This is a genomic window from Janthinobacterium sp. BJB401 (genome assembly GCF_013372745.1).
Lineage (GTDB): Bacteria > Pseudomonadota > Gammaproteobacteria > Burkholderiales > Burkholderiaceae_D > Janthinobacterium > Janthinobacterium rivuli.
The window spans coordinates 36,788-61,228 of record NZ_JABXFH010000020.1 but is presented as its reverse complement, the minus strand read 5'-3'; the positions used below and the strand labels follow the sequence as shown (position 1 = coordinate 61,228).

The following is a 24,441-nucleotide window of genomic DNA, read 5'->3' as shown; positions in this document are numbered from 1 at the left end:
CACAACATAGAATTGGATGAATATGCTGCGATGCGGCATCATTCACCTGTCTCCTCTACTTCCTCACAGGAATTAGATTCAGCCCGCTCCCGCAGCGGGCTTTTTTTTGCCCATTTTTAAGGTGCAAAGCTGTGCACGCTTGCTTGCCATCATCGCCATCGTGTTGCTTTTGTGCATGCTAAACTGGGCCTTCCCCAGACCAAGGTTTTTGATGCTTCCATTATTTCGCCACACGCTGGAGTCCACGCCGATCCTCGCCTTGTTTCTCGTCATCGGCGCCGGTTATGCGCTGGGGCGCATCAGCGTGTTCGGCTTTTCGCTGGGCGTGGGCGGCGTGCTGTTCGCGGGGCTGGCGCTGGGCGCCTTTGCTCCCGGTTCCGTGCCGCCGCCGATGGTCGGCTCCATCGGCTTGCTGCTGTTCCTGTATGGCATCGGCGTGCAGTATGGCGTGCAGTTTTTCGCCGGCTTGCGCGGTGCGGGGCAGAAACACAATCTGATCGCCTTTGTCTCCGTCATGGGCGGCCTGGCCGTGTCCGTCTGGGGCGGGCAGTGGATCGATATCTCGCTGCGCATGGCCAGCGGCGTGTTTGCCGGCGCCATGACCAGCACGGCCGCCCTGCAGGCGGCGCTGGAAGCGTCGCACGGCAATGGCGACGCGGCCGTCGGCTATGCCGTCGCGTATCCGTTCGGCGTGGTCGGCCCCATGCTGGGCCTGTACCTGGCCGGGCGGATACTAAAACCCGTGCTGACGCCGCCGCCGGCGCCCATCGTCGTCTCCGAAATCACCATCGACGCAGCCACATTGGCGGGCGCGGCCCTGTCCGAACTGGCCGATGGTCCGCTGGCGGGCGTACAAGTCATCGGCGTGCGCCAGGGCCACCAGAACCGCTTGCCCGATCCGGGCCTCGTGCTGGGCGTGGGCGACGCGCTGATGGTGTCGGGCACGGTGGCGGGTGTGGAAGCGGCGCGCACGGCGCTGGGCCACCTGGATCCGGGCCGGCTGATGAAGGACCGCAGCGCGTTCGACGGCACGGAAGTGTTCGTGTCGGACGCGGAAATCGTCGGCGTGCCGCTGGGCGAGTTGAATTTGGCGAAAGATTTTCCCCTGCAGATCGCCTTCATCCGCCGTGGCGACGCCATGATCTTGCCGCACCCGTTCCTGACCCTGGAGTTTGGCGACAGGGTGATGGCCATCGCGCCAGCCAAACATGCGGTCGACGTGCGCAAGCTGTTCGGCAATTCCATCACGGCCACGGCCGAGTTCAGCTATGTCTCGCTGGGCATGGGCATGGTGCTCGGTGTGCTGCTGGGCCTGGTGCCGATCCCGTTGCCGTGGATAGGTTCGTTCAGCCTGGGCCTGGCCGGCGGGCCGCTGGTGATGGCGCTGATTCTGGGCCGCCTGGGCAGGGTGGGCAAGATCAGCTGGCGCTTGCCGCTGTCGGCCAATTTGGTCATGCGCAACTATGGCTTGACGATTTTCCTCGCTTCCGTTGGCATGGCGTCCGGCTTGCCCTTCGTGCAGCAAGTGGGCGCCGATGGTTTGCCCATGCTGGCGCTCGGCGCCGTGACGGTGCTGGTGGTGGTGGCCCTCGTCGTGATCCTGGGCAAGGTCTTCCTGCGTCTGCCGTTTCCCGAGTTGCTGGGCATCGCGGCCGGCGCCACGGGTAATCCTGCCGTGCTGGTGTTCGCCAACCGCCTGGCCAAGTCGGACCGCCCGAACCTCGGCTACGCCATGATTTTCCCCAGCATGACCATCGTCAAGATCGTTGCCGTGCAGGTGTTGCTGCATTTGTATGGGTGATGGCGGTCAACAGCAGACATTCGCGTCAACGTGACAATGTGTGAGTTTTTCTTCCTGGCAATTCGTTAAGCTCTGGATCCGTACTTTGCCGGAACCGCTCAAACAGATGAATGTGCAGGCGGTGCAACGGATATAGGAAAGAAATTCATGAGGAATAATGTATGGTTGGGCACCGTAGTTTTAGTCTCTTTCCTTTCAGGATGCGCCAAATCTCCGCCAGCGAAGACCCCGGAAGAAATTGAAAAAATTGCGTTTGATTGTGGCGCTACGAAGCCACAAATTGAGGCATGGTTTGCAACGCATAAAACCGGTTGGGCGGAACACACCGCCGAGGGCGTAAAGTGCATTCAAGATCACCCGTAGGCCGCGAGGGAATATTCCCTTGGCACCGATGTCAGTCAGGTTTTTTTCGGCCATCGATCAGCAATAAAGCCAGGTAACAAGCAATAAATACTGACGCAACAGAATTCATATGCCAATCAAAGCGAGTCCTTTTTGCTTCCAGGAGCAATTCGACTGGGGCGCAGACATATACTCCGTCTACTACGATGCTGGCTTGGTAATACGCGTCCTTCGAAATCGCAACCAAGATGAGGGAATCGAGGTTACATTTTCCCAAGTTGAAGGTTTTCGGCTTCTGGATGAAATCTCTCTGGCGGAGTATTGGGTTGCTGAAGATTTCCCTTCAGCTTATCCTGTCCTTGAGGTGTTCGATGGCGGATGGGCGAGGGAAGAAGACGAGCGTCTTGGCTATATCCGGCAGCAGCGAGAGTGGATCATTGTGACGGCTGGGACCTGTGTCAGCGTTTTCTCGCAGCATGAACCAGAGATTCGTGATGCAGTCTGGCGTGCCAACGCTTAGCGATTGCCGACGCTGAACGAATTGGGCTGCCAATGATTCAGTTCGCATCCCACGTCCGCTTTTGAGGTGAATCCTGTTAACAACTATCATTGGCAGTGAGGAAAACTATGCAAGTCACGCGTATCGTTGCAAATTTCCCGGCGCCGGATCCGGGCCTGGCGCGGACGTTTTACGAGGACGTGTTGGGCCTGAGCCTGTTGATGGACCATGGCTGGATCATGACGTATGGTTCGCAAACCGAGATGCGCGTTCAAGTGAGCTTTGCGACGGAAGGCGGCTCGAACACTGCCGTGCCCGACCTTTCCATTGAAGTCGATGACGTGGATACCGCCTTCGAACGCATGTCCGGAGCCGGGTTTCCCATTGAATATGGCCTCACCGATGAACCTTGGGGTGTCAGGCGGTTTTTCGTGCGCGACCCTTTCGGCAAGCTCATCAATATTTTGTCGCACACATAGGCGAGGTGGCTGCGCCAGCCAGCCGATTGCACCGACTTCCCTTGCGCGCCAGCCATCGTAAAACCCCTGGCGTCACGTTCAATCTGTTGTACAATCCTTGAGAACGGTCGTGCTTTTTTTGTGCGCTGAGCTTCCTTGCGTGCAGTCATCACGGCAACCGATAAGAACAAGGAGACAGACATGGACCTGCATTACACGGCCGAGGAGAGCGCCTTCCGCGACACGGTGCGCGCCTTCCTCGACACCCATCTGCCGGCGGATTTGCAGCGCAAGGTGCGCCAGCATCTGCGCCTGAACCGCGACGATTACGTGCGCTGGCACAAGATTGTCGCGCAGCAGGGCTGGGCCGCGCCGGCCTGGCCCGTCGAACATGGCGGCACGGGCTGGACGGCCGTGCAGCGCCACATCTGGGAAGACGAGTGCGCGCGCGCCGCCACGCCACCGATCCTGCCCTTCGGCGTCAACATGGTGGCGCCCGTCATCATGGCCTTCGCCAGCGCCGAACAAAAAGCATATTATCTGCCGCGCATTTTGAATTGCGACGACTGGTGGTGCCAGGGTTACTCCGAGCCGGGCGCCGGGTCCGACCTCGCTTCGCTGAAAACCACGGCCCAGCGCGACGGCGACCATTACATCGTCAACGGCCAGAAAACCTGGACGACGCTGGGCCAGCACGCGGACATGATCTTTTGCCTGGTGCGTACGGATAGCACGGTGCGCAAGCAGGAAGGCATCAGTTTCTTGCTGATCGACATGAAAACGCCGGGTGTCACCGTGCGCCCCATCATCATGCTCGATGAAGAACACGAAGTGAACGAAGTCTTTTTTGATAACGTGCGCGTGCCCGTCAGCAACCTGGTGGGCCAGGAAAACAAGGGCTGGACCTACGCCAAGTATCTGTTGGGCCACGAGCGCACGGGCATCGCCGCCGTCGGCCGCTCCAAGCGCGAGCTGACTTTCCTCAAGCAGCTGGCCATGCAACAAACCAAGCGCGGCGCACCGCTGCTGCACGATCCCGCTTTTGCGGCCAAGGTCGCCACCCTGGAAATCGAATTGATGGCGCTGGAAATGACGGTCTTGCGCGTCATCAGCGACGAGGGCAAGGGACCGGGACCGCAGGCATCGATGCTGAAGGTGCGCGGTTCGGAACTGCAGCAGCAACTGACGGAACTGATGGTTGAAGCCATCGGTCCGCAAGCCTTGCCGTTCGATCCAGAATTCCTGGAAGGCAGCGCGCCGCACAGCGCTGGCGGCGACGACCTGGCCGCGCCGCTGGCCGCGTATTACTTCAATTACCGCAAGACATCGATCTATGGCGGCTCGAATGAAATCCAGAAAAACATCATCACGCAGATGATCCTGGGCCTGTAAGCCAGAAGGAGACGACATGGACTTTCATTTTAATCAGGAACAGCAGCAATTCGCCGATGCGCTCAGGCGCTGGGTCGACAAGGATTACCGCTTTGAAACGCGGCAAAAAATTATCCATTCCGCCACGGGCACGTCCGATGCGGCCTGGGCCACCCTGGCCGAGCTGGGCATGACGGCCTTGCCGCTGCCGGCCGGCGCGGGCGGCTTCGACGGCACGGCCGTCGACATGCTGCTGGTGATGCAGGAACTGGGCCGTGGCCTGGTGGTCGAACCGTATTTCGCCACCGTACTCGGGGCGCGCTTTTTGAGCCTGGCGGGCGGCCACGATGGCGTGCTGGAACAGGTCGCCAGCGGCAGCCTGAAACTGGCCTGCGCGCTCGGTGAACGCCAGTCGCGCCACGAACTCAATGATATTGCCACGACCGCCACCGCCAGCGGCGGCGGTTTCGTGCTCGATGGCGAGAAAACCGTCGTCATCCACGGCGCGCAGGCGGGCGCCTTGATCGTGTCGGCCCGCAGCAGCGGCGGCCAGATGGAGACGGATGGCATTTCGCTGTTCCTCGTGCCTGTCGACGCGCCCGGCGTTTCCGTGCGCGACTACCGCACCATCGACGGCCAGCGCGCCGCCACCGTCACCCTCGTGCAAGTGGTGCTGGGCCACGACGCCTTGATCGGCCAGGCGGGACAGGGCTGGTCCGTGCTGGACGCGGCCGTGGATTACGGCGCCTCCTTGCTGTGCGCGGAAGCCGTGGGCGCCATGGACGCCATCTTCGCCGCCACCCTGGAATACCTGAAGACGCGCCAGCAGTTCGGCGCGCCGATCGGCAAATTCCAGGCCTTGCAGCATCGCATGGCCGACATGTTCATCCACCTGGAGCAGGCGCGTTCGATGGCCATGCTGGCCGCCGCCAAGGTCGACAGCGACGATGCGTCCGAGCGCCGCCGCACGGTCTCGGCCGCCAAGGCGAGAGTGGGACTGGCCGCCACCTTTGTCGGCCAGCAAGCCGTGCAATTGCATGGCGGCATGGGCGTCACGGACGAATTGCCCGCCGCCCACCATTTCAAGCGCCTTGCCATGATCGCCCTGACCCTGGGCGACGTGGACCATCATATCGAGCGCTTTATCGCCCAGCCGGGCTTTTTGCTGACGGAGAACGCATGACCGCATCGCCTGCCACCACCCCGAAACACTGGTATTTCGAAGACTTTACGCAAGGCCTGGAAATCGACCTGGGCCAGCGCCACGTGACGGAAAAGGAAATCATCGCTTTTGCGACGGATTTCGATCCGCAGCCATTCCACGTCGACCATGCGGCCGCCGAAAAGACCATCTTCAAGGGCGTCATCGCCAGCGGCTGGCATACCTGCGGCATGATGATGCGCCTGGTGGTGGACAATCTGCTCAAGCATTCGTCCAGCATGGGTTCGCCCGGCCTGGACAGCATCCGCTGGCTCAAACCCGTGCGCACGGGCGACACCTTGCAGCTGACCTACCAGGTCAAGGAAGTGCGCCCGTCGAGCAGCAAGCCGGACCGCGGCATCGTCATTTCCGTGTGGAGCGTGCGCAACCAGCATGGCGAAGTGGTGACGACGGTGGAGGGCATGGGCATGTTCGGCCGCCGTCCGGCAGGCGAAAACCATGCGTGACATCGCCGGCATCGCCGGTTTCCAGGCCCTGGCGGGACAGCACGTGGCTGTTTCGGACTGGCTGACCATCACCCAGCAGCGCATCGACACCTTTGCCGACGCCACGGACGACCATCAGTGGATCCACGTCGATACGGAGCGCTGCGCGCGCGAGTCGCCGTACGGCTGCACCGTGGCGCACGGTTTCCTGACTTTATCCCTGCTGCCGGCCATGTTGCAGGGAGCGCTGCACATGGCCGGCATCCGCATGGCCATCAACTATGGCCTGAATAAAGTGCGCTTTCCCGCGCCGGTACCCGTCGGCAGCCGCCTGCGCGCGCGGCTCGACATCCTGTCCGTCGAGGACTTGCCGGAAGGGGCCCAAGTGAACTGGGCCGTCACCATGGAACGCGAAGGTGACCCGAAACCCGTCTGCGTGGCGGAGTTTTTGATGCGTTGTTACCCCTGAGCAAGGTTGGTAGACTTCTTCGGATTGGTTTAGTAGTTCAGCGTCGAGATCTGGAATGACTTTAGTCGGTACGCGTGTAGATTTTAATTCACGTGACCTAACGCGATCTTCCTTACTGACGACTTATCTTTTGATGCTACAGTGCGCGTTTATTTGTTGGATCGAGGAGACACGTTTAGCAGCTTATTAGTAGTCGCTGATCGTATTGAAAATAGGGCACAACTTCCAACGGATATATATGGCTATGTGTTCTAATTTCCTGAAAATTCCAGATGTGCGACCAAGATCATCTCCTTCCCTAGATTTATTGTGTTATTGATATTTTTATTGTATGCATCATCCATATTCAGAGAAAAGCTATAAAGTCACAAGGTTTTTGTTGACAAAATAAAATTTTCTGATATTCTATTTTGACTCAATTACGCGTTTTGATGGTCATTTTTCTTGGTCATTAATGTCGGGCGTTTCGCCAGACTGATTAGATTGTTAGCATTGACAGCGCAGAAAGCCGCACGCGGCACGGCGCGCCGTACCGCGCACGCCTTTCTGCGCTGTGTTTAATGGTAGTTGAGACCCTCTCTTGCATAAAATCATTCAAAATTTTGCGAAGTCAATTGATCTTACTAAATCTAAAGTAAGAAAAGGCCCCCAAAAAATTACATTATTTGGCGGTGCGACCACCAATGCCGACGGAAAACCACTATCCCAACGTGGCACCTTTCTGTTATACCCTGGCGATTTGGTTGATGCGTTTATAGTTCCCGAAAATTTCAAAAACTGGAATCACTTTGGTGTGTATGACGACCTTCTTTCTTTCGAGGAAGACGTCTGCGCACTCGTTGATAGTGTAGTCGTTTTTTTGGAATCCCCTGGTGCAATTGCAGAATTCGGGGCACTTATAAAAAATAAAGATATTGCTCCTAAATTATTTGTTGTTGTAAATAAAGAGTTTGCGGAAGATTCATTTATTGGATACGGTTTGATAAAGTATCTGAAACATTCTCACACAAAAAATATAAATATAATCTCATCGCAAACGTCAGGATTGCTGAGGGAAGAAATAAATTTTATTTTAAGTGAGATGAATGATCGTTTTAATGCCACTCCTAAAGTTGAGCGATTTTTAAAGTCATTGACCAGACATATTTTTTATATAATAATCGACCTTATAGATATGTTGCAAGTTGCTCGCATCGGAGATATTCAGTTATTTTTAAAAGAAATAAACATTCCAACAAAAAAACAAAGGCTTGAGCAATTGCTGCTCGCATTGAAAAATGTTGGAATTATCGAGGAAAATAATGTTTTAAATGAGCGTTGTTTTGTTTTGTGTCCATCAACCAGTCCATCAATAGAATACTCTTTTATGCCTGATGTTGTTTCCAAGAGGGTTTCTTGGAAAGCGATGATGTTTGAAAAAACCTATGACGATAAATGGCGCGCTTTTGCATATCAAATATTAAAAATCAATGCAAGGGAAGAGGCTGAAAATGTCGCTTAAGAAAATTCTTGAGAAATCTTTGCCTTTTTCTAGCAAGGAAATAGATTTCTTTGTTATGTCCGCGCCTTTGCGTTATAAAGTTTATAAAATAAAAAAAAAGGAACCCGGAAAATTTAGAGAGGTTTCTCAACCAAGTGCCGAGGTGAAGTTACTTCAGCGATGGCTAATGTTAAATGTGCTTGTGAAATTTAAAGTTCATGATTCTGCTAAAGCATATAAGGCAGGAGTTGGCTTATTGGACAATGTGTCCCCACACGTAAATAATCGTTTTCTCTTGAAGATGGATTTTGAAAATTTTTTTCCATCCATTACATCTGGTGATTTTTTTGATTTTATGGTTGGGAAAGGCTATGACTATGAAGATATAGTTGTGATGGTAAGTATTTTATTTAAAAAAGATAGAGCGGATGATTCTTTGAGATTGGCAATTGGCGCCCCAAGTTCACCATTGCTGTCAAATATATTGTTATATAATTTTGATGTTGCGCTTGATGATTACTGCCAAACGCTGGGAGTTGTTTATACACGTTATGCGGATGATTTGAGCTTTTCGACAAAAAATTCTGGGGTTTTAAATGGTGTTGAAAAAGCTTTAGGTGGAATAATAGAATCAAGTTGTTCTATTTCCTTAAAGGTGAATAGAGATAAGACGATACACTCATCAAAAAAGAATGGTAGAAAAATAACTGGCTTGGTGATTGGTTCGGATAATAAAGTATCTATTGGACTGGAGAGGAAACGCTTATTGAGGTCTCAAGTTTATAGGTTTAAAAAAGGTTTTCTTGATCCGGAGCAAGTGGGTAGTTTAAAAGGATATATTGCATTTCTTCAGTCGGTTGAGCCGGAGCATGTAAAGCGATTAATAAATATTTACGGAAGAGAAACGATGTTTTTATTGCTTTCCTGAGTAAAAATATTTTTTGAAAGCTGCTTAAGTTTTTAAAATTAATTCATTAATTTTTCTTTCTTGGCGGTATTTAGTATTTAAAAATTCCCGAGAAGATTTTTATTTTTGGTGAAATAATTTGTATTGTTTTATCAATTTTATATGTGTTGCCATTATACTATTTGTCTGGTTTTATTTTGATTTCGGAAAAAAGTAGATAAGCGGAAGCGCTTGCTTTATTTTATCAACGTACTTGTAACAAAGTTTCTTGTGAAGTAAGTGAATGCGTTACATTGCGTTGACTTATCATCTATCTTACTCCCCCTCCGCCGCGCAATACCTGTCCCGCCCCGTGTGCTTGGCGCGGTACAGCAGGGCGTCGGCGGCGCGGATCAGGGCGCTGGGGTCCATGCCTTCCGTGGGCATGATGCTGGCCATGCCCAGGCTGACGGTGACGTGCGGGCCGACGCTCGATCTGGCGTGGGCAATTTGCAGCGCGCGCACTTCGTCGAGGATGCGCTGGGCCACCACTTCGGCGCCGTCGCGCGTTTCCTGCGGCAGCAGGATGATGAATTCCTCGCCGCCGTAGCGCGCCAGCAGGTCGGGCGGGCGCACGGCGCAGCGGCGCAGGGCGGCGCTCACCTGCTGCAGGCACAGGTCGCCCGCCTGGTGGCCATACGTATCGTTGTAATCCTTGAAGTGGTCGATATCGGCCATGATCAGGGCCATCGGCACGCCGTCGCGCGCGCAGCGCCGCCATTCGCTGTCCATCGTGTCGTTGAAGCTGCGCCGGTTGGCCACGCCCGTGAGCGAATCCGTCAGCGACAGTTCGCGCATGGCGTCGGCTTGCCGCTTGATGGTCAGCTGGCTGCGCACGCGGGCGCGCACGACGGCCGCGTTGAACGGTTTCGTGATGAAATCGACGGCGCCCGCTTCCAGCGCCCGCGTTTCGTCTTCGGGCTGGTTCAGGGCCGTGACGAAAATGACGGGAATGGCGTTCAGGAGGGCCGATTCGCGCAGCGCGCTGCAGACGGCATAGCCATCCATGCCGGGCATGACGGCGTCGAGCAGGATCAGGTCCGGCAGTTGATTATGCGCAATTTCCAGCGCCTTGTCACCGCTCAGGGCGAACAGCACGTCGTGTTCCTCGCGCAGCAGCTGGTGCAGGATCTGGATGTTTTCCATGGCGTCATCGACGATGAGGATGCGCCCGTTCATGGCAAGGTTGGTCCAGCTCACTTGTTTTCCTCTCGTTTCAGCTGATCGAGCACGAGTTTTTCCGCCTCGGCAAAATTCAGCGTTTCAATCGCATGTGCCATCGCCAGCGCCGCTTCCCGGTCCGACTGTTGTATGGCGGGGTGCAGGGCCTGGAATTGCGCCAGCGCTTTCAGGTTGTTGTTGTGGATCAGGACCAGCAGCTCGGACAGCCCCGCGTGCAGGTCGACGGGCGCGCCGCCGGGCGCGGCCGCTGCCGGCTGGCTGCGCCGTACGGGCGAGGGCAGGGTGCGCGCCGCTTCGATGACTTCGGCCATCGCCATTTCCAGCCGGCCCAGCAAGGTGGCCGTGGCGTGCGGTTGCCCCGTTTTCAGCGTTTTTTCCGTCTCGGCGGCCAGGCTGGCGATCTGCGTGGCGCCCAGGTTGGCGGCCACGCCGCACACGCGGTGCAGCATTTGCGCCGCCTGCTGCGCCTGGCCGGCGGCCAGCAGGCGCCGCGTTTCTTCCACGGCGTCGCCTTGCGAATTCTCAAAGCGCTTGAGCAGGGCCAGGAAGGCGCCGTAGTCGCCGCCGAAACGGTGCAGGGCCGCCGCCAGGTCGATGCCGGGCACGGTGGCCGGCAAGTCCGGCGTCTGCGTGGCGGCATCGGCTGCCTGGACGGCGCCGTCGCCGGAACCCAGGGGCGCGCGCACCAGCCGGGTCAGGGTCTGGATCATCTCGTCGACATCGATGGGCTTGGCCACATGCGCATTCATGCCGCTGGCGATGGCGCGCAGACGGTCTTCGTCCATGGCATTGGCCGTCATGGCGATGATGGGCAAGTCCGGCAAGCCCAGGGCGCGGATGGCCAGGGTGGCGTCGTAGCCGTTCATGACGGGCATCTGCAAATCCATCAGCACCACGTCCCAGGCGTCGGGCGTACTGGCGAGCAAGTCGACGGCCAGCCGGCCGTTGGCGGCCACGGCCACGCGCGCGCCCGAGTGCAGCAGGATGTACTGCGCCACTTCCTGGTTGATTTCATTGTCTTCCACCAGCAGCACGCGCATGCCTGTGAGCAAACCCGACAAGGGCGTGGACACGGGCAGCACGGACGGACTGCTGCGGCCTTCGCGCACGGCCGTCACGGCTGCCAGCAGGCGTGCCGGGGTGGCCGGTTTCGAAACGATGCCGGCCAGCATCAGGCTGTCGGCCAGGCGTTCGAGGTTTTCGCTGTCCTGGTCGGCCACCAGCATGATCACGGGCGGCAGCGCCAGGAGCGCGTCGGCGCGCGCCTCGGTGAGTATGGAAATGCCATCCATGCCCGGCATGGCCGCGTCGAGCAGGACAAGATCGGCCACCGGTCCGCCGCTGGCCTGGGCGCGCAGCAGGGCCAGGCCGGCCGCGCCGCTGTCGGCGCTGCGGCTGTGCCAGCCCTGCGCCGCGCACCAGTCTTCCAGCATGGCGCGCACGCTGGCGTTGTCGTCGATGATCAGCAGCGACAGGGCCTTGGGCACGCCCTTGCCGGACGGCTCGGGCGGCGGCGCCACCTTCTCGAAGCGGCAGCTGAAGCGGAAGTCGGAACCCTGGCCCAGCGTGCTTTTGACGCTCAGGGTGCCGCCCATCAGTTCCACCATGCGCCGGCAGATGGCCAGCCCCAGTCCCGTGCCGCCGTATTTGCGGCTGGTGCCGCTGTCGCCCTGGGAAAACGCGTCGAAGATGCGTTCCTGCTCGGCCGCGCCGATGCCGATGCCCGTGTCGCGCACGGAAAACGCGAGGGTGGCGCTGACCGCATCCTCGGCCGCCATGCCGATGCTCAGCACCACTTCGCCATGCGCGGTGAACTTGACGGCGTTGCCCACCAGGTTGATGAGGATCTGTTCCATGCGCAGGGCGTCGCCGATCAGTTCGTCAGGCACGCCGGGATCAAGCACGAACACGGGTTCCACGCCGCGCGCCCAGGCGCTGCTGGCCAGCAGCACGCCCACGCTGCCCAGCATGCGTTCAAGCTGGAAGCGGCGCTGCTCGAGCACCATCTGTCCCGCCTCGATCTTGGAAAAATCGAGCACGTCGTTGACGATGTTGAGCAGCGACTGCGTCGCCATCTGGATCTTGCCGACATAGCTGCGCTCGCGCCGTTCCAGCGGCGACTCTTCCAGCAGGCGCGCCAGGCCGATGATGGCGTTCATCGGCGTGCGGATTTCATGGCTCATGTTGGCGACGAATTCGCTCTTCGCGATACTGGCCGCCTCGGCCTTGTCGCGCGCGCGCACCATCTGCTCGTTGAGCTCGTGCAGGCGCAATTCAGTGCGCTTGAGTTCGGAGACGTCCGAGGCCAGCACGAAGAAGCCGCGCACGCCGCCGCTGTCGTCGAAATCGGGGATGTAATTGGTCCACGTGTGGCATACCTGGCCGCCGGGATCGAGCAGGTCGCGCTCGAAGCTTTGCGGCCGGCCCGCCAGCACGCCCTCGACGTGGGGCGCATACACGTCGAACAGTTCCTGCCCCAGCAATTCGCTCATGTGGATGCCGGCCAGCTCGGCGCTGCTGCGGCCAAACCATTCGTTATAGAATTTATTTGCAAATAGGCAACGCAAATCGGCGCCCCAGTACGACACCATGCCGGGCAGGTTGTCGGTGACGGTGCGGATGAAGCGCTCGTTCTGTTCCAGGCGCCAGGTGGTGGCGTGCAGCACCTCGGTGGCGCGTTTGCGTTCCGTGATGTCGATCGAGACCCCCAGCACATGGCTGGGGCGCCCCGCATCGTCGCGCAAGACCACCTTGCGCGTGGTGAAGTGGCGCGTGGTGCCATCGGCCGTATTGATCGCTTCCTGTTCGATTTCCACCATCTGCCCCGTGGCCAGCAGCTTGCGGTCGGCGCTGACGAAGGCGGACGCTTGCTGCGGCGGGAAGAAATCGTGGTCCGTCTTGCCCAGCAATTGCTCGCGCGAGCGTCCCAGGGTGAGTTCCGCGTGGCGGTTGATCATTTCAAAGCTCAGCTTGTCTGCGCGCTTGACGAAGACCATGGCCGGGATGTTTTCGATGATGGTGCCAAACAGGTGTTTCGAACGGCGAAATTCCGCTTCGCTGCGCTTGCGCTCGCTAATGTCCAGCCACAGGCCCGAGACGCCCAGCAACTGCTGTTCCGGGCCAAAAATCGGGTGGTAGGAGACGATCCAGTGACTCAGTTGCTCGCGCTGCTTGCCGCTATGGCCTTGCAATTCGATGTCGACGATGGGCTGTCCCGTCCCGAGCACCTGGCGCACGCAGCGTTCCACCTCGGCCCGCACGGCGTCGTCGAACAGCATGGCGCCCACGGGACGGCCCAGGTGCTGCGCCACGCTGGCCCCGTTGATGGTGGCCAGGTAGTGGTTGATCATGACGATGTGCAAGTCCAGGTCCACGAACAGCATGCCGATCGGCGCCGTCGCGTACACGGTTTCCAGCAGGCGCGTGGATTTTTCCAGGGCCAGCGTGCGTTCGGCCACCAGGCTTTCAAGCTGCGTGCGGTGGCGCCGCAGGTCGCGTTCCAGCGCGCCCAGGGCGCTGGCCATGTCGGCCGATTCGCGGTCCGCGTGCTTGTTTGAGAGCAAGGGTTTGCCTTGCGCCAGCGCATGGATTTGCTGCGTCAGTTCCTGCAGGGTGCTGGCCAGACGGCCGCCCACGCGCCAGGCCAGGGCAAAGCCGGCACCCAGCAGCAGCGCCAGGATGAGGGAAGCCGTGACTACCGAGCGCAGCAGGGCTTCGGCCACCGTGCTGGTGCGCATGGTGACGGCCACCGTCCAGGCGGCGTCCGGGGCGCGACGAAAGCCCGTGTACACGTCGATGCCTTCCAGGGTAGCATGGCGCAGCACGCCTTCGCGCGCCTGGCGTATCTGTTCCAGCAGGGGCGTCGCAGTGCGCTGGCCCACATAGCGCTGCGGCGCCAGGGTGCGCGCCACGTTGATGCCGTCGGCATTGATGATGGCCGCGCCCAGGTAGGCGGGCAGGCGCAGTTCGCGCAGCAGCACGGACAGGTAGTCGGGCGGGTACAGTGCCGTCAGCACGTAGGCGGCTCCCTGTTTGCGCGGCAAGGGCAGGTTCAGGGCCAGCTGCGGCACGCTGTCGGGTGCCCTGGCCAGGCTGGTCAGCCGCGGCTTGCCGTAGTCGCGCGTGCGCTCCATGCTGGCGGCCCATTTTTGCGGCAGGGGCGGCGGCGCCTGGCTGGCGGGCAAGGTCGTATTGATCAGCTGGTGGCCCTTGGCGTCGGAAACGATGAAGGCGCTGACGGCCAGGCCCGGCTGCAGCAGGCTGGCGGCCAGGGCACGCAGGGCGACGATGTCGTCGGCTTGCAGGGCGGGCGAATCGGCCAGGATGCGCGCGGCCATCTGGGCGCCGTTCAGGTCGCGTTCGACGGCGGCCGCGACCGCCCGCGCCGCCTGCGCCGTTTCGCTGACGACATGGTCGCGTTCGCGCGTGTAGCTTTGCGCCACGAGCAGGAGAAACACGAGCGCCGTCGGAATGACCCAGGCGAGCACCAGCCATGAAATTCTTGAGCGTATCGAAGGCAAATCTTGCACCCGGAAAGCTCCCAGAATGGATGAGTCGACAGGCAGGCTCACGCTGGCGCTGGCTGACCTTGAATGAAAAGATGCTAGACGAAATTGATTGTTCTGACAAGCCTAGTTTCCGGCATGGAAAAAAGGTTGCGCAAGGCATACAGAGGAGGGGGGCAACGATCCCGCCGTGGCGGCGGGATGGCAAGGCGGCTTACTGGACCACGGTCAGCGCGTCGACATCGATTTCCGGGCTTTCCATGAAGTCTTTTTCCACTTCGCCGCGGATTTCCACGCGGGTTTTGGCGTCGATCTTGCGGTTCATGAAGACCTTGTCGTCGATGTCCACGCGGATTTCCGCCGTGCCGTCGGAGAAGGTGTATTTCTCGTTGCCCACTTTGCGCAGCAGATGGCCGCGCAGCACGACGGCCTGGTCGTCGACGGGGTTTTTCAGGATGGCGGCCACATTGCCGGGCGCGGCCGGGCCGGCCGTCGGGCCCACGTATTGGGCTTGCACGTTGCCGGCCAGCAAGGCGCAGGCGGCGGCCAAGGAAACGATGAGTTTGCGGTGCAGTGGCATGGTATTCCTTTGATAGTGACTTGCGGCTTAGAAAAAGACGGCGGTGCGGGCAATGATAGCACCGGCATTACCGTAGGGCATGTTCGCCCGGACGCTGCCCGTGCCGGCCACGCCATCGTCGAGTTTGCTGTCGATCTGCTCCGCGTAGCTCTCGGGCAAGTTATCGAAACGGATGCCGTTGCCGGCCCGGCCGCCCACTTCATCGTTGTACAGGTAGACGGCGCCGCCCTGGGCGCTGGTCATGAATTGCGAGGTGCCGTTGAACGAGCCGGTAATAAAACCGCCCAGCGCCAGGTGCTGCGGCGCCAGGGTGAATTCGCGCGGCTGGCCGTCGCCGATCTGGCCGTCGCCATTGCCGTTGCCGGCTGAATTGGGCACGTGCACGGTGCCCTGCAGATCGTCGCCTGGCAGGGCGCGGAACTTGTCCTGGTAGGCGTTGACGGCGGCCGTCAGCGCATTCGACTGCTGGATGATGTTTTTCACCTTGGCGCTGTCGATCAAGCCTTGCCCCTTGAGCACGCCACCGAGCAGCAAGCCGATGATGACCAGGACGATGGCGATTTCTACGAGCGTAAAGCCGTGCTGGCGGCGTGGGTGCATGGGATTTCCTTGGAAAAAAGTGCTACAGCTTGAGATGGCAGTTTACTGCAATTGGTGCCCGATGCACATGGCATTTCAGGCAGCGGCTCATGGGGCGGCCTGTGCTTTCTTCCTGGCCAGTTCGTCGAGCCGGCGCGCCAGAAAGGCCAGTTCGTGCGGGTCATTGATCTGGCCGCTGGCGAGCAGGCCGCCGATCACCAGGCGGGCGCTGTCGAGCTGGTCCATGTCTTCCAGGATGAACGCTTCCATCTCGCGCACCCACGGCGGCACCTGGGGCCCCGTCGCCAGCTGGCGCAATGCGCGCGCGTAGCCGAGCGCCAGCGGCAAGTCGTGCAACTGGTGCTTCGCCACCAGCACGGCCTGCGCCATGGCGGGCCAGCGGCGACGCGGGTCGGCCGCGAAGCTGGCGGCGACAAAGGCCAGCATGCGGCGCGCGCGTTGCGGATCGGCCACGCCGGCATACACCTCGCTGGCGGCCACCAGCGCGTATTGGCTGCGCGGATCGAGCGTTTGCGCCGTCTCCAGCCAGCCGGCCAGGCGGTCATAATCGAGTTCGCGCCACGGCAGGCTGACGCCGGCCTGGTCTTCGAACGATTGCAGGTACAGCAGCATGGCCTTCGACATGGCCAGCGGCTCGCCCAGGCTGGCCAGACGCGCCACGTCAGCCGGCGGCGCGGCGGGCAGCGGGCGTGCCTGGGCGGGAGCGTGCTGCTGCGCCAGGCGCCAGCCCAGCTGCAATAACAGGCAAGCCGCCAGCAGCCAGCACACGGGGCGCGGCACGCTGGTCCATGGACGCTGGGTGGTCGCGGCCATCAGATGTTCCTGCGGTAAAAGTCGCACAATGCGCAGCTGGCCAGCAAGGCCACATAGATGCCGGTTTGCGCCGCCACATTGAGCAGCGCCTGCCAGTCGCCGGTGGCGTACAGCAGCCATTCCGTGCGCGTAAACGCGTCCAGGCGGGGCAGCAGCAAGGCCAGCACGTCGATGGCGCCGGCCGTCGTCCGTTGAACCAGGGAATCGCCCGCCTGCGGGCCGTGCGCCAGCAGTTGCAGGCTGCCCAGCATGCGCGCCAGTACGTAGAAGCCGCCCGTGGCGGCCAGCGCCGGCAGGGCTTGCTGCAAGCTGGCCGCGCACAGCAGGCTGAAGGCGGCGACGATCCACAACTCTCCCAGCAAGGACAGCGCCCACAGCGCGCATTGCGCGGGCGCGGCGAACGGCGCCATCAACAGGCCGGACAGCACGGCGGGTACGGCCGCCAGCGTGCTATAGCCCAGCAGTTTGCCCAGCAGGTAGGCGGCGCGCGGCATCGGCAGCGCCAGCAGCAGTTCCAGGCCCCGGTCGGCCGCTTCGCGCGCCATGCTGGTGATGATGAAGGTGGCCAGCAGGAAGACGCCGGCCAGGCGCAGGGTGGCCGCCAGCATGGCCGCCTGCACGGCGCCGCTTTCCGTCAGCGCCAGTTGCTGCAGGAAGCCGGCCAGGGCGGCCGCGCCGCAGGCGGCCAGCAGGAACAGCCACGGCAGGCGGCTGCGCAGCGCTTCGAGCAGCGTGTAGCGGGCGATGGTGAACGAGGGCGAGAGCATGGGCATCATCGCGGCAGCCTTTGCGCGGCCACCATGCGGTTGAACAGGATGTTTGGCGACAGCCAGGCGACGATATCGTCGAACTCGCCGCCCGGCTGCTGCGGGCCGCTGGCGGCGCGGCTGATGACGGTGGTGGCGTTTGAAGCATTGTTGCGCTCGTCGACATTGTTGCCGAAAGGCACAGCCTGGCGCTGGCCCTGCACGCCGGTGGCGCCGAAACCGTTCTTGCCATGTGACATGATCATCGCGGGGATGTCGTTCAAGGCCGTCGCCTGCAGCAGCGCGCCGCCATTGCGCGTGACGATGCTGATGTCGCGCGGCGTCGACAGGCTGAAAAGCTGGCCGCTGTCGCTGAAGGCCGGCGTCACGCTGTAGCGCAGCAGATTGTTCCAGCTGTCGCCCTGGCGCAGCCCCAGGGTGGCCCACGGCAGGAAGCCGGCGCGTTTTTCGCCCGTGCAGCGCGTGCCGCGCCGGTCTTCCAGGCCATTCGCGGCGGAGATGGCGGGACAGGGCAGGTAGCCGTAGCGCAACGCGTAGCCCGTCAGCGCTTCCTTCGCTTCATTGAGCGCCTGTTGCGTCTCGGCCACCTTGCGCTGCTCCAGTTGCACCGTCAAGGGCGTGACCAGGCCGCCGATCATGAGGCCCACGATGACGAGCACGATGGCGATCTCGATCAGTGAAAAGCCGCCCTGGCGGCGCGGATGGCGGGCGCTCATGGCAGGTTGCGCGCGGCGCGCATGCGTTGGTACAGGGTGGGCAAGGTAATCCAGGTGAGCATGTCGTCAAAGGCGCCGCCGGGCAGCGCGGCATTGCCGGTGGCGGGGCGGGCAATGAAGCCGCGGCTGGCGCGGTCGTTGGCCGCCTCATCGATATTGCCGCGTGCCATATTGATCTGCGGCACGCCGCTGGCGGCCGTGCCGTAATGATCCTTGCCTTGCGAGAACAGCACGACGGGCAGGCATTGGGCGCTGACGTCGCACAGCGCCTGGCCCGCCACGAAGGCAAGTTCGCCGCGCGGATCGCGTTCAAGCACGACCCTGTTGGCGATGGCGGAAAACGAGACGATGGGCGCGCGCGCCATTTCCGGCGTGACGCTGTAGCGCAGCAGCTTGCCCCAGGCATCCACACCGTCCACGCCCAGCGCCACCCACGGCAAAAAGCCGCTGCAGGCGGCATCGTCGGCGCAGTCGGCGGCCCGTTCGCGCCCGTCCAGGGCGGAGGCGGCCGGACGGGGCAGGCGGCCATTGGTCGCCGCAAAGCCCAGCAAGGCGTCGCGCGCCTGCGCCAGGGTGGCCAGGGTGCGCTGCTGGCGTTCTGCCTCGCCCGTGTTGCGGCCGAAAGCGCTGATCAGCAGGCTGGCCGCGCCCAGGCCCAGCACGGCCACCAGCAGGAGCAGGGCGGCGCCGCGCTGCCGTTGTCGGCGCATCATGGCAGCGCCTCGGTGACCGTGCCGCTGGCCGGATCGTAGCGCTGGCCAGGTTTCAGCAGTACCACCTGGCCGTTCGACAGGCGCAGGGTCAAGGTGCCGGATGTGCCAGGCTTGCCACGGGCAAGGCGGTTGTGCGGCTCGTTCTGCGCTTCCTGGTTCAGCCAGACGGTGGAGCGGCCGCTGCTGCGCACCACCACGCCATTCAATTCCACGGGCGGGGCGGGCGGTGGCGGGGGCGGTGGCGCCGCCAGGGCCGGATCGGGGGGCGGCGGGCCGTAGCGCTGCGCGTCGAGCTGGGCGCGCTGCTGGGGCGACAGGAACAAGCGCCCCAGCTGCTGTGCCTGTGCATGGAGAGTGGGCGCGGCGCCGGCCAGCAGCGCGCACAGGATGAGAGCGTACCTCATGGCGGCCCCGCCACGGCCAGGCTGTTGACGGTCAGCCACAGCAGCTCGCATTCGGCGCCCAGGGCGGGCGCCGCCTCGCCGCCGGCCGCGCCATGGCGCTTGAGCGTGCACTCCTGCACGGCGAAATAGCCGGCCTGGCGCAAATCGTCAAACAGGTTCAGCAAATCCATCTCGTGCAGCAAATCCATCTGCAGGCGCATGCGGCTGCCGCGCAAATGATATTGCCCCATCACCATGGGCAAGGGCACTTGCAGCCCTTGCTGGGGACTGATGTCATAGCTGATCGGCAGCAGCTTGCGCTGTTCCTGGCTGCGGCGGATGGCGTCGATCCAGGCCAGGCGGTTTTCTTCGCCGATCAGGCCGCGCTGGCGCAGCGCCAGGAATTGCGGTTCGTAGGCGCGGATTTCCTGCTTTTCCGCTTCCGCGTGGTTGAACAGGGTGGCCGCCGCCGCGCGCGTGTGCTGTGCCAGGTACAGCCGTTGCGCTTCGCGCGTGCGATAGGCGGTGCTCAGGCTCAGCAGTACCACGCCGGCCAGCAAGGTCAGCGCAAAGCAGAGCAGGGCGCCGCGCACCAGGCGCAGTTCGCCCAGCCAGGCGGGCAGGGTGCGCATGGGCGTGCTTGCCCGCTGCATGCCGGGCAGGGGCGGCTGCTTGACGGGGCCGCTCATGGCTGCCACTCCAGCAAGAGGGTAAAGCGGGCCTGGCTGTCCGGCGCCGGCGCGGCGCTCTTGCCGGACATGGCCACGCTGGGACGCAAGTCGAGCGGCGTTTCCTCTATCCTTACCTGCATGCCCGGCTGGCGCGCCAGGGTTTGCGCAAACGCCGTGATGGCGGCCAGCGCCGCGCGGTAGTCATTGTTCGGCATGGCCACGTCCGCTTCCAGGCGCAGCGCCTGCGGCGGGGCGACGGGGATGCCGGCCAGGCTGCTGCCCAGCGGGCGACCGCTTTCCGTGTGCGGCGCTTGCTGGCTGCCGGTCGTGCGCGCCGGGGACGGTCCCGCGTTCCAGTGCAGCTGGCCCAGCTGGATTTGCGGCGCCTGGTCCAGCGCCGTGCTCAGCATGCCCAGCAGGCGGCCCGGTTCCGGCGCCTGGCTGGCGATCATCTGGCCCAGAGTGACGGCCACTTTCATGTTCTGCGTCCTGGCCGGCGCCGGCGGTTGCGTCGACATGACGCTGCGGTAGCGTTCCTGGTAGGACGCCGTTTCCTGTGCCAGGCGCTGCGTGGCGGCCCCATCGGCGATGCCGCCAAGCAAATTGATCACGCACCACAGGGCGGTCGACGCGCCGATCAGCGCGCTGGCGCCATACAGCGTCTTGCGCGCGCGCTGGAAGTGGTAGTAGCGGGCCAGCGCGCCGGGCGGATAGTGGCTGGCCGGCGGATGCTTGCCCAGCAAGGTCAGCAGCAATGCATCGGCCAGCGCCGGCGTCTGGCGCAAGCCCACGCGTGCGCCGGCCAGCTGCAGGTCGATGAAGTGGTAGGCCACTTCGACGCCGTTGTCGCACAGCAGTTCAAGCTTGGCGATCTGCGCGGCCGGCGCCAGGATGACGGTATTCAAAACGTCGCCGCGCGCCAGCATGCGCGTACTGGTGAGAAATTGCCGCGTCTTTTCCGTTTCCAGGACGATATTCACGGCCACGCCGTCGAGCGCGATGGTGGCCGTCTGGCGCGAAAAGCGCAGCTGGCCCTTTTCATAGTAACTTTGCCGCAAGCCGCCCGACTGCTGCGTCACCAGCAGCAAGTGTTCGTGCGCGAGCGACAGCTTTTTGACCAGCGCGATACTGAGCAGGCTGGTCGAATAAATGCCGGCCACGGGCACGCGCAAGTGTTCAAGCGCCTCCGTCCACGGCTGCAGCAAGGACGGGTTGGTCAGGGCGAAAAACAGCACCTGATCGTCGTGGCGGCCCGCGCTTTCGCGGCCCAGCACGGTGCTGCCCCGGTAGGGCGTGTCGCGGTGCAACTGCTGGCGGCGCCGCTCCAGCAGGGCGCGGCCCGCCTTGCCGCGCACGTGGGGCACGAGCTGATGCTGGAAATCTTCCTCGATCAAGTCCGTCAGCAGGTAGGCGGGCACGTCGAGACGGTGCGCCTGCGGGTCTTCCAGCCATGCGGCGAAGCCGTCCAGCCCGGCCGCGCTGGCGGCGAAGGTCTGGCCCGGGCCCAGCACGCCATGGTCCCAGTCGTAGGCGCACAGGGCGTCGCTGGTAATGTAGAGTAATTGTTTGCGGAACACGGCGGCCTCAGGTTTTGATTGTGCTGATGGTGTCGTAGATCGGCCCCAGTACCGACAGCATGATCCAGCCCAGCAGCAAGCCCAGGATGACCGTCATGGCCGGCTCGATCATGGCTTGCACTTTTTCAATCAATTCCTTCACTTCGCGGTTGTAAAAGTAGCTGACATTGCGCAAGGCCGTGTCCAGCGAACCCGTGGCCTCGCCCACCTTCAGCATGCGGATCACCAGCGGCGGGAAGATGCCCGTATGCTGGAAGGCGGCAGTGACGCCGTAGCCTTCGCTGATCAGCTGGGCGGCGCGGCGCAGACCGGCCGCCACCACCTGGTTGCCGGCGATGCCTTCGGACAGGCGGATGCATTCGAGTATCGTGATGCCGGAGGCATACATCAGCGCAAAAAACGTGGCGAAGCGGGCCAGGATGATCTTGTGCAGCACGGGGCCGATCAGCCACAGCCGCAGTTTCAAGCCATCCCAGGCATAGCGGGCGCCTTCGTTGCGGCGGATGAGCGCGCGCAGGCCGAAAAACAGCAGCACGGGCAAAGCCAGCAGCAGATACCAGTAGTCGATGAACACATTCGACACGGCAATGAGCACGCGCGTGTGCAGCGGCAGTTCGCCGCCCATGTTGCGAATGAAGGCCGTCAGCTGGGGGACTAAATAGATCATCAGGAAAAACGTCACGGCCGCCACGACGATGGCCACGATGACGGGGTACATGACGATCTTGCGCGTCTGCGAGGCCAGCTCGTCCTGCCATTTCAGACTTTCGGACAGATTCCTGAAGACGTCGGCGATTTTGCCGCTCTGTTCGCCCGCCAGTATCAGGCTGGTGAACGTGGCGTCGAAGATGTCGCCATGCTGCGCCAGCGCGCCCGACAGGGGCAGGCCGCCCTCGATGCTTTCGATCAGGTCCGTGACGACTTCGCGCAGGCGCGGGTGATCCGTGCTTTCGCGCAAGTCGTTCAAGCCTTCCAGGATGGGCACGCCCGCACCCGTCAATTGCTCCATGTGAAAACAGAAATTGATCAGGTCGCGCCGGTGGATGACCCGCTTGCCCAGCAGTACCAGGTACTGCCCCGTGATCTTGCAGTCGATCAAGTCGAGCTGCATGCGGTGCAAGCGCGCTTCCAGATCCGGCACGTTGGCCGCCTCCATGCTGCCGGGAATCAGCGCGCCGGCGGCATCCATGGCGCGGTAGACATATTGCGCCATCAGGCCAGCCTTTCCGTCAGGTCGACCACGCGGCCCACTTCTTCCAGGGTGGTGACGCCTTCCATCACGCGGCGCATGCCGTCGTCGACGATGCCCTTGAAGCCGGCTGCGCGCGCCGCATTCTTCAATTCGCGCGAACTGGCGCGGCGTGCCGTCAATTCATCGAGTTCGGCCGTCATCTTGAGGATTTCCATGATGGCCAGGCGGCCCTTGTAGCCCTGGTGGGCGCAGCGCTCGCAACCGACGGCGCGGCAGATGGACACGGGCGCTTCGTCCGGGACCAGGCCCAGCAGGCGGCGTTCGATGCTATCGGCGATCACCGTTTCCTTGCAGTGCGGACACAAACGGCGCACCAGGCGCTGCGCCACGATGCCGATGATGTTGCCGGCCATGATGTCGGGCAAGATGCCGATGTCGAGCAGGCGCGCCACGGAACCGATGGCCGAGCTCGTATGCAGGGTGGAATACACCTGGTGGCCCGTCATGGCGGCGGCAAAGGCCATTTCCGCCGTTTCGCGGTCGCGGATCTCGCCCACTAAAATGATGTCCGGGTCTTGCCGCATCATCGAGCGGATGCCGTCGGCAAAGCCCAGCTTGACGGATTCGTTGACGGAAGTCTGGCGTATCATGTTCATCGGATACTCGACCGGATCCTCCAGGGTCATGATGTTGACGCTTTCCGTATTGATATGGTTGAGTATCGAATACAGGGTGGTGGTCTTGCCGCTGCCCGTCGGGCCCGTCACGAGGATCACGCCGTCGGGGCGCGCGATCATCAGTTTCAGCAAGTTCAGCTCCGCTTCGGCCAGGCCCAGCGAATCGAGCGGGACGATGCCTTTTTGCCGGTCCAGCACGCGCAGCACGACGTTTTCGCCATGCGTGGTGGGCTGCGCCGACGCGCGAAAGTCGATTTGCCGCCCGGAAAACTTGATGCTGATGCGCCCATCCTGCGGCGCGCGCGCCTCGGCGATATTCATGTTCGACATCACCTTCAGGCGTACGGCCATGGCCGGCCAGTACGATTTGTGCAGGCTGCGGATTTGCCGCAGGATGCCGTCGATGCGGTAGCGGATGCGAAGGAACGACTGTTCCGGCTCGAAATGGATGTCCGAGGCGCCGTTTTGCACGGCATCGGCCAGCAGCGCATCGATCAGGCGCACCATGGGCTGGCTGTACTCGTCCGACGGCGAGGCCATGCTTTGATAGCTGACTTCGCCCGTTTCGATTTCGTGCAGGATGCCGTCGATCGACAGTTCAAAGCCATAGTACTGGTCGATGGCGCGCGAAATGTCCGATTCGTTGACCAGCACGGTGGAAATCGTGATGCCCTTGACCAGCATGGCGCTGATCTGGTCGAGCGCGACGATGTTGCTGGTGTCGGCCATGGCCAGGATCAGGTTGTCCGCCTGGCGTTCGTAGACGATAGGAAAGACCCGGTAGCGCTTGGCCACGTCCTTCGGGATCAGTTTTAATGCAATGGCGTCGACCACCAGGCTGGACAGATCGGCGCTGACCTGTTTCAGGTTTTCGCTGAGCGCCTCGCGCACGGTCGCTTCCGTCACAAAACCCAGGGTGATCAAGAGCTTGCCCAGCGGCTCGCTGCTGCGCCGCTGCTCGATCAGGGCGATGCGCAGCTGGTCTTCGCTGATCACGCCTTTCTGGATCAGCAGCTTGCCGAGGGGAAGTTTTGCCTGTTCTGCCATGTGAT

General features: G+C 61.6%; 22 protein-coding genes. 9 read left to right on the top strand and 13 right to left on the bottom strand.

The features are described 5' to 3' along the window. Nucleotides 1–211 precede the first annotated feature (211 nt). The 9 genes from HWE17_RS14845 (at nt 212) to HWE17_RS14805 (ending at nt 8,995) form a co-directional block, all read left to right on the top strand. Nucleotides 212–1,801 (top strand): aspartate:alanine exchanger family transporter, encoded by a 1,590-nt coding sequence (locus HWE17_RS14845; RefSeq protein ID WP_176389265.1) that lies wholly within the window; start codon nt 212–214, stop codon nt 1,799–1,801. A gap of 472 nt (nt 1,802–2,273) precedes the next feature. Further along, nucleotides 2,274–2,663: a hypothetical protein gene (locus tag HWE17_RS14840; RefSeq protein ID WP_176389264.1), complete on the top strand. Its 390-nt coding sequence runs from the start codon at nt 2,274–2,276 to the stop codon at nt 2,661–2,663. Nucleotides 2,664–2,770: 107 nt separating this feature from the next. Further along, nucleotides 2,771–3,121, top strand: coding sequence for a VOC family protein (locus HWE17_RS14835; RefSeq protein ID WP_176389263.1), 351 nt, complete (start codon nt 2,771–2,773; stop codon nt 3,119–3,121). A 180-nt stretch (nt 3,122–3,301) separates the two neighbouring features. Beyond that, entirely contained in the window at nt 3,302–4,492 is a 1,191-nt protein-coding gene (locus HWE17_RS14830; RefSeq protein ID WP_176389262.1) for an acyl-CoA dehydrogenase family protein, read from the top strand. 16 nt (nt 4,493–4,508) lie between these two features. Next, on the top strand, nt 4,509–5,654 hold the full coding sequence (locus tag HWE17_RS14825; protein WP_176389261.1) for an acyl-CoA dehydrogenase family protein: 1,146 nt from the start codon (nt 4,509–4,511) through the stop codon (nt 5,652–5,654). After that, entirely contained in the window at nt 5,651–6,139 is a 489-nt protein-coding gene (locus HWE17_RS14820) for a MaoC family dehydratase (protein ID WP_176389260.1), read from the top strand. The genes HWE17_RS14825 and HWE17_RS14820 overlap by 4 nt, the downstream gene beginning before the upstream one ends. After that, on the top strand, nt 6,132–6,587 hold the full coding sequence (locus HWE17_RS14815) for a MaoC family dehydratase (RefSeq protein WP_176389259.1): 456 nt from the start codon (nt 6,132–6,134) through the stop codon (nt 6,585–6,587). The genes HWE17_RS14820 and HWE17_RS14815 overlap by 8 nt, the downstream gene beginning before the upstream one ends. Before the next feature lie 580 nt (nt 6,588–7,167). Continuing rightward, the gene (locus HWE17_RS14810) at nt 7,168–8,088 is read left to right on the top strand and encodes a retron St85 family effector protein (protein WP_176389258.1); all 921 of its coding nucleotides are present in this window, start codon (nt 7,168–7,170) and stop codon (nt 8,086–8,088) included. Next, nucleotides 8,078–8,995 (top strand): retron St85 family RNA-directed DNA polymerase, encoded by a 918-nt coding sequence (locus tag HWE17_RS14805; RefSeq protein ID WP_176389257.1) that lies wholly within the window; start codon nt 8,078–8,080, stop codon nt 8,993–8,995. The genes HWE17_RS14810 and HWE17_RS14805 overlap by 11 nt, the downstream gene beginning before the upstream one ends. A gap of 294 nt (nt 8,996–9,289) precedes the next feature. Here the strand turns inward: HWE17_RS14805 and HWE17_RS14800 are convergent, their stop codons facing one another. The 13 genes from HWE17_RS14800 to HWE17_RS14740 all read right to left on the bottom strand — a co-directional run bounded on the left by HWE17_RS14800 (nt 9,290) and on the right by HWE17_RS14740 (nt 24,436). After that, a complete protein-coding gene (locus tag HWE17_RS14800) occupies nt 9,290–10,213 on the bottom strand; it encodes a diguanylate cyclase (RefSeq protein ID WP_176389256.1) in 924 nt (307 codons plus the stop codon). Continuing rightward, nucleotides 10,210–14,682, bottom strand: coding sequence for a PAS domain-containing protein (locus HWE17_RS14795; protein ID WP_176389255.1), 4,473 nt, complete (start codon nt 14,680–14,682; stop codon nt 10,210–10,212). The genes HWE17_RS14800 and HWE17_RS14795 overlap by 4 nt, the downstream gene beginning before the upstream one ends. Before the next feature lie 232 nt (nt 14,683–14,914). Beyond that, nucleotides 14,915–15,280 (bottom strand): YgiW/YdeI family stress tolerance OB fold protein, encoded by a 366-nt coding sequence (locus HWE17_RS14790; protein ID WP_176389254.1) that lies wholly within the window; start codon nt 15,278–15,280, stop codon nt 14,915–14,917. A 27-nt stretch (nt 15,281–15,307) separates the two neighbouring features. After that, nucleotides 15,308–15,880, bottom strand: a complete 573-nt coding sequence (locus tag HWE17_RS14785; RefSeq protein WP_176389253.1) for a prepilin-type N-terminal cleavage/methylation domain-containing protein — start codon at nt 15,878–15,880, stop codon at nt 15,308–15,310. A gap of 87 nt (nt 15,881–15,967) precedes the next feature. Next, nucleotides 15,968–16,693 (bottom strand): hypothetical protein, encoded by a 726-nt coding sequence (locus HWE17_RS14780; protein ID WP_176389252.1) that lies wholly within the window; start codon nt 16,691–16,693, stop codon nt 15,968–15,970. Continuing rightward, on the bottom strand, nt 16,693–17,469 hold the full coding sequence (locus HWE17_RS14775) for an ABC transporter permease subunit (protein WP_176389251.1): 777 nt from the start codon (nt 17,467–17,469) through the stop codon (nt 16,693–16,695). The genes HWE17_RS14780 and HWE17_RS14775 overlap by 1 nt, the downstream gene beginning before the upstream one ends. Next, nucleotides 17,466–18,176: a type II secretion system protein gene (locus HWE17_RS14770; RefSeq protein WP_176389250.1), complete on the bottom strand. Its 711-nt coding sequence runs from the start codon at nt 18,174–18,176 to the stop codon at nt 17,466–17,468. The genes HWE17_RS14775 and HWE17_RS14770 overlap by 4 nt, the downstream gene beginning before the upstream one ends. Continuing rightward, entirely contained in the window at nt 18,173–18,889 is a 717-nt protein-coding gene (locus HWE17_RS14765; protein ID WP_176389249.1) for a hypothetical protein, read from the bottom strand. The genes HWE17_RS14770 and HWE17_RS14765 overlap by 4 nt, the downstream gene beginning before the upstream one ends. Continuing rightward, the gene (locus tag HWE17_RS14760) at nt 18,886–19,293 is read right to left on the bottom strand and encodes a hypothetical protein (RefSeq protein ID WP_176389248.1); all 408 of its coding nucleotides are present in this window, start codon (nt 19,291–19,293) and stop codon (nt 18,886–18,888) included. The genes HWE17_RS14765 and HWE17_RS14760 overlap by 4 nt, the downstream gene beginning before the upstream one ends. After that, nucleotides 19,290–19,961 carry a hypothetical protein gene (locus HWE17_RS14755; protein WP_255206255.1) on the bottom strand — a complete coding sequence of 224 codons (672 nt, stop codon included), beginning with the start codon at nt 19,959–19,961 and terminating at the stop codon, nt 19,290–19,292. Before HWE17_RS14755 ends, HWE17_RS14760 begins: the two co-directional genes overlap by 4 nt. After that, nucleotides 19,958–21,520: a hypothetical protein gene (locus HWE17_RS14750; protein WP_176389247.1), complete on the bottom strand. Its 1,563-nt coding sequence runs from the start codon at nt 21,518–21,520 to the stop codon at nt 19,958–19,960. The genes HWE17_RS14755 and HWE17_RS14750 overlap by 4 nt, the downstream gene beginning before the upstream one ends. A 7-nt stretch (nt 21,521–21,527) precedes the next feature. Then, complete coding sequence (locus tag HWE17_RS14745; protein WP_176389246.1) at nt 21,528–22,733, bottom strand: type II secretion system F family protein; 1,206 nt, start codon at nt 22,731–22,733, stop codon at nt 21,528–21,530. Beyond that, entirely contained in the window at nt 22,733–24,436 is a 1,704-nt protein-coding gene (locus HWE17_RS14740; protein WP_176389245.1) for a GspE/PulE family protein, read from the bottom strand. Before HWE17_RS14740 ends, HWE17_RS14745 begins: the two co-directional genes overlap by 1 nt. Between the last annotated feature and the right edge of the window lie 5 nt (nt 24,437–24,441).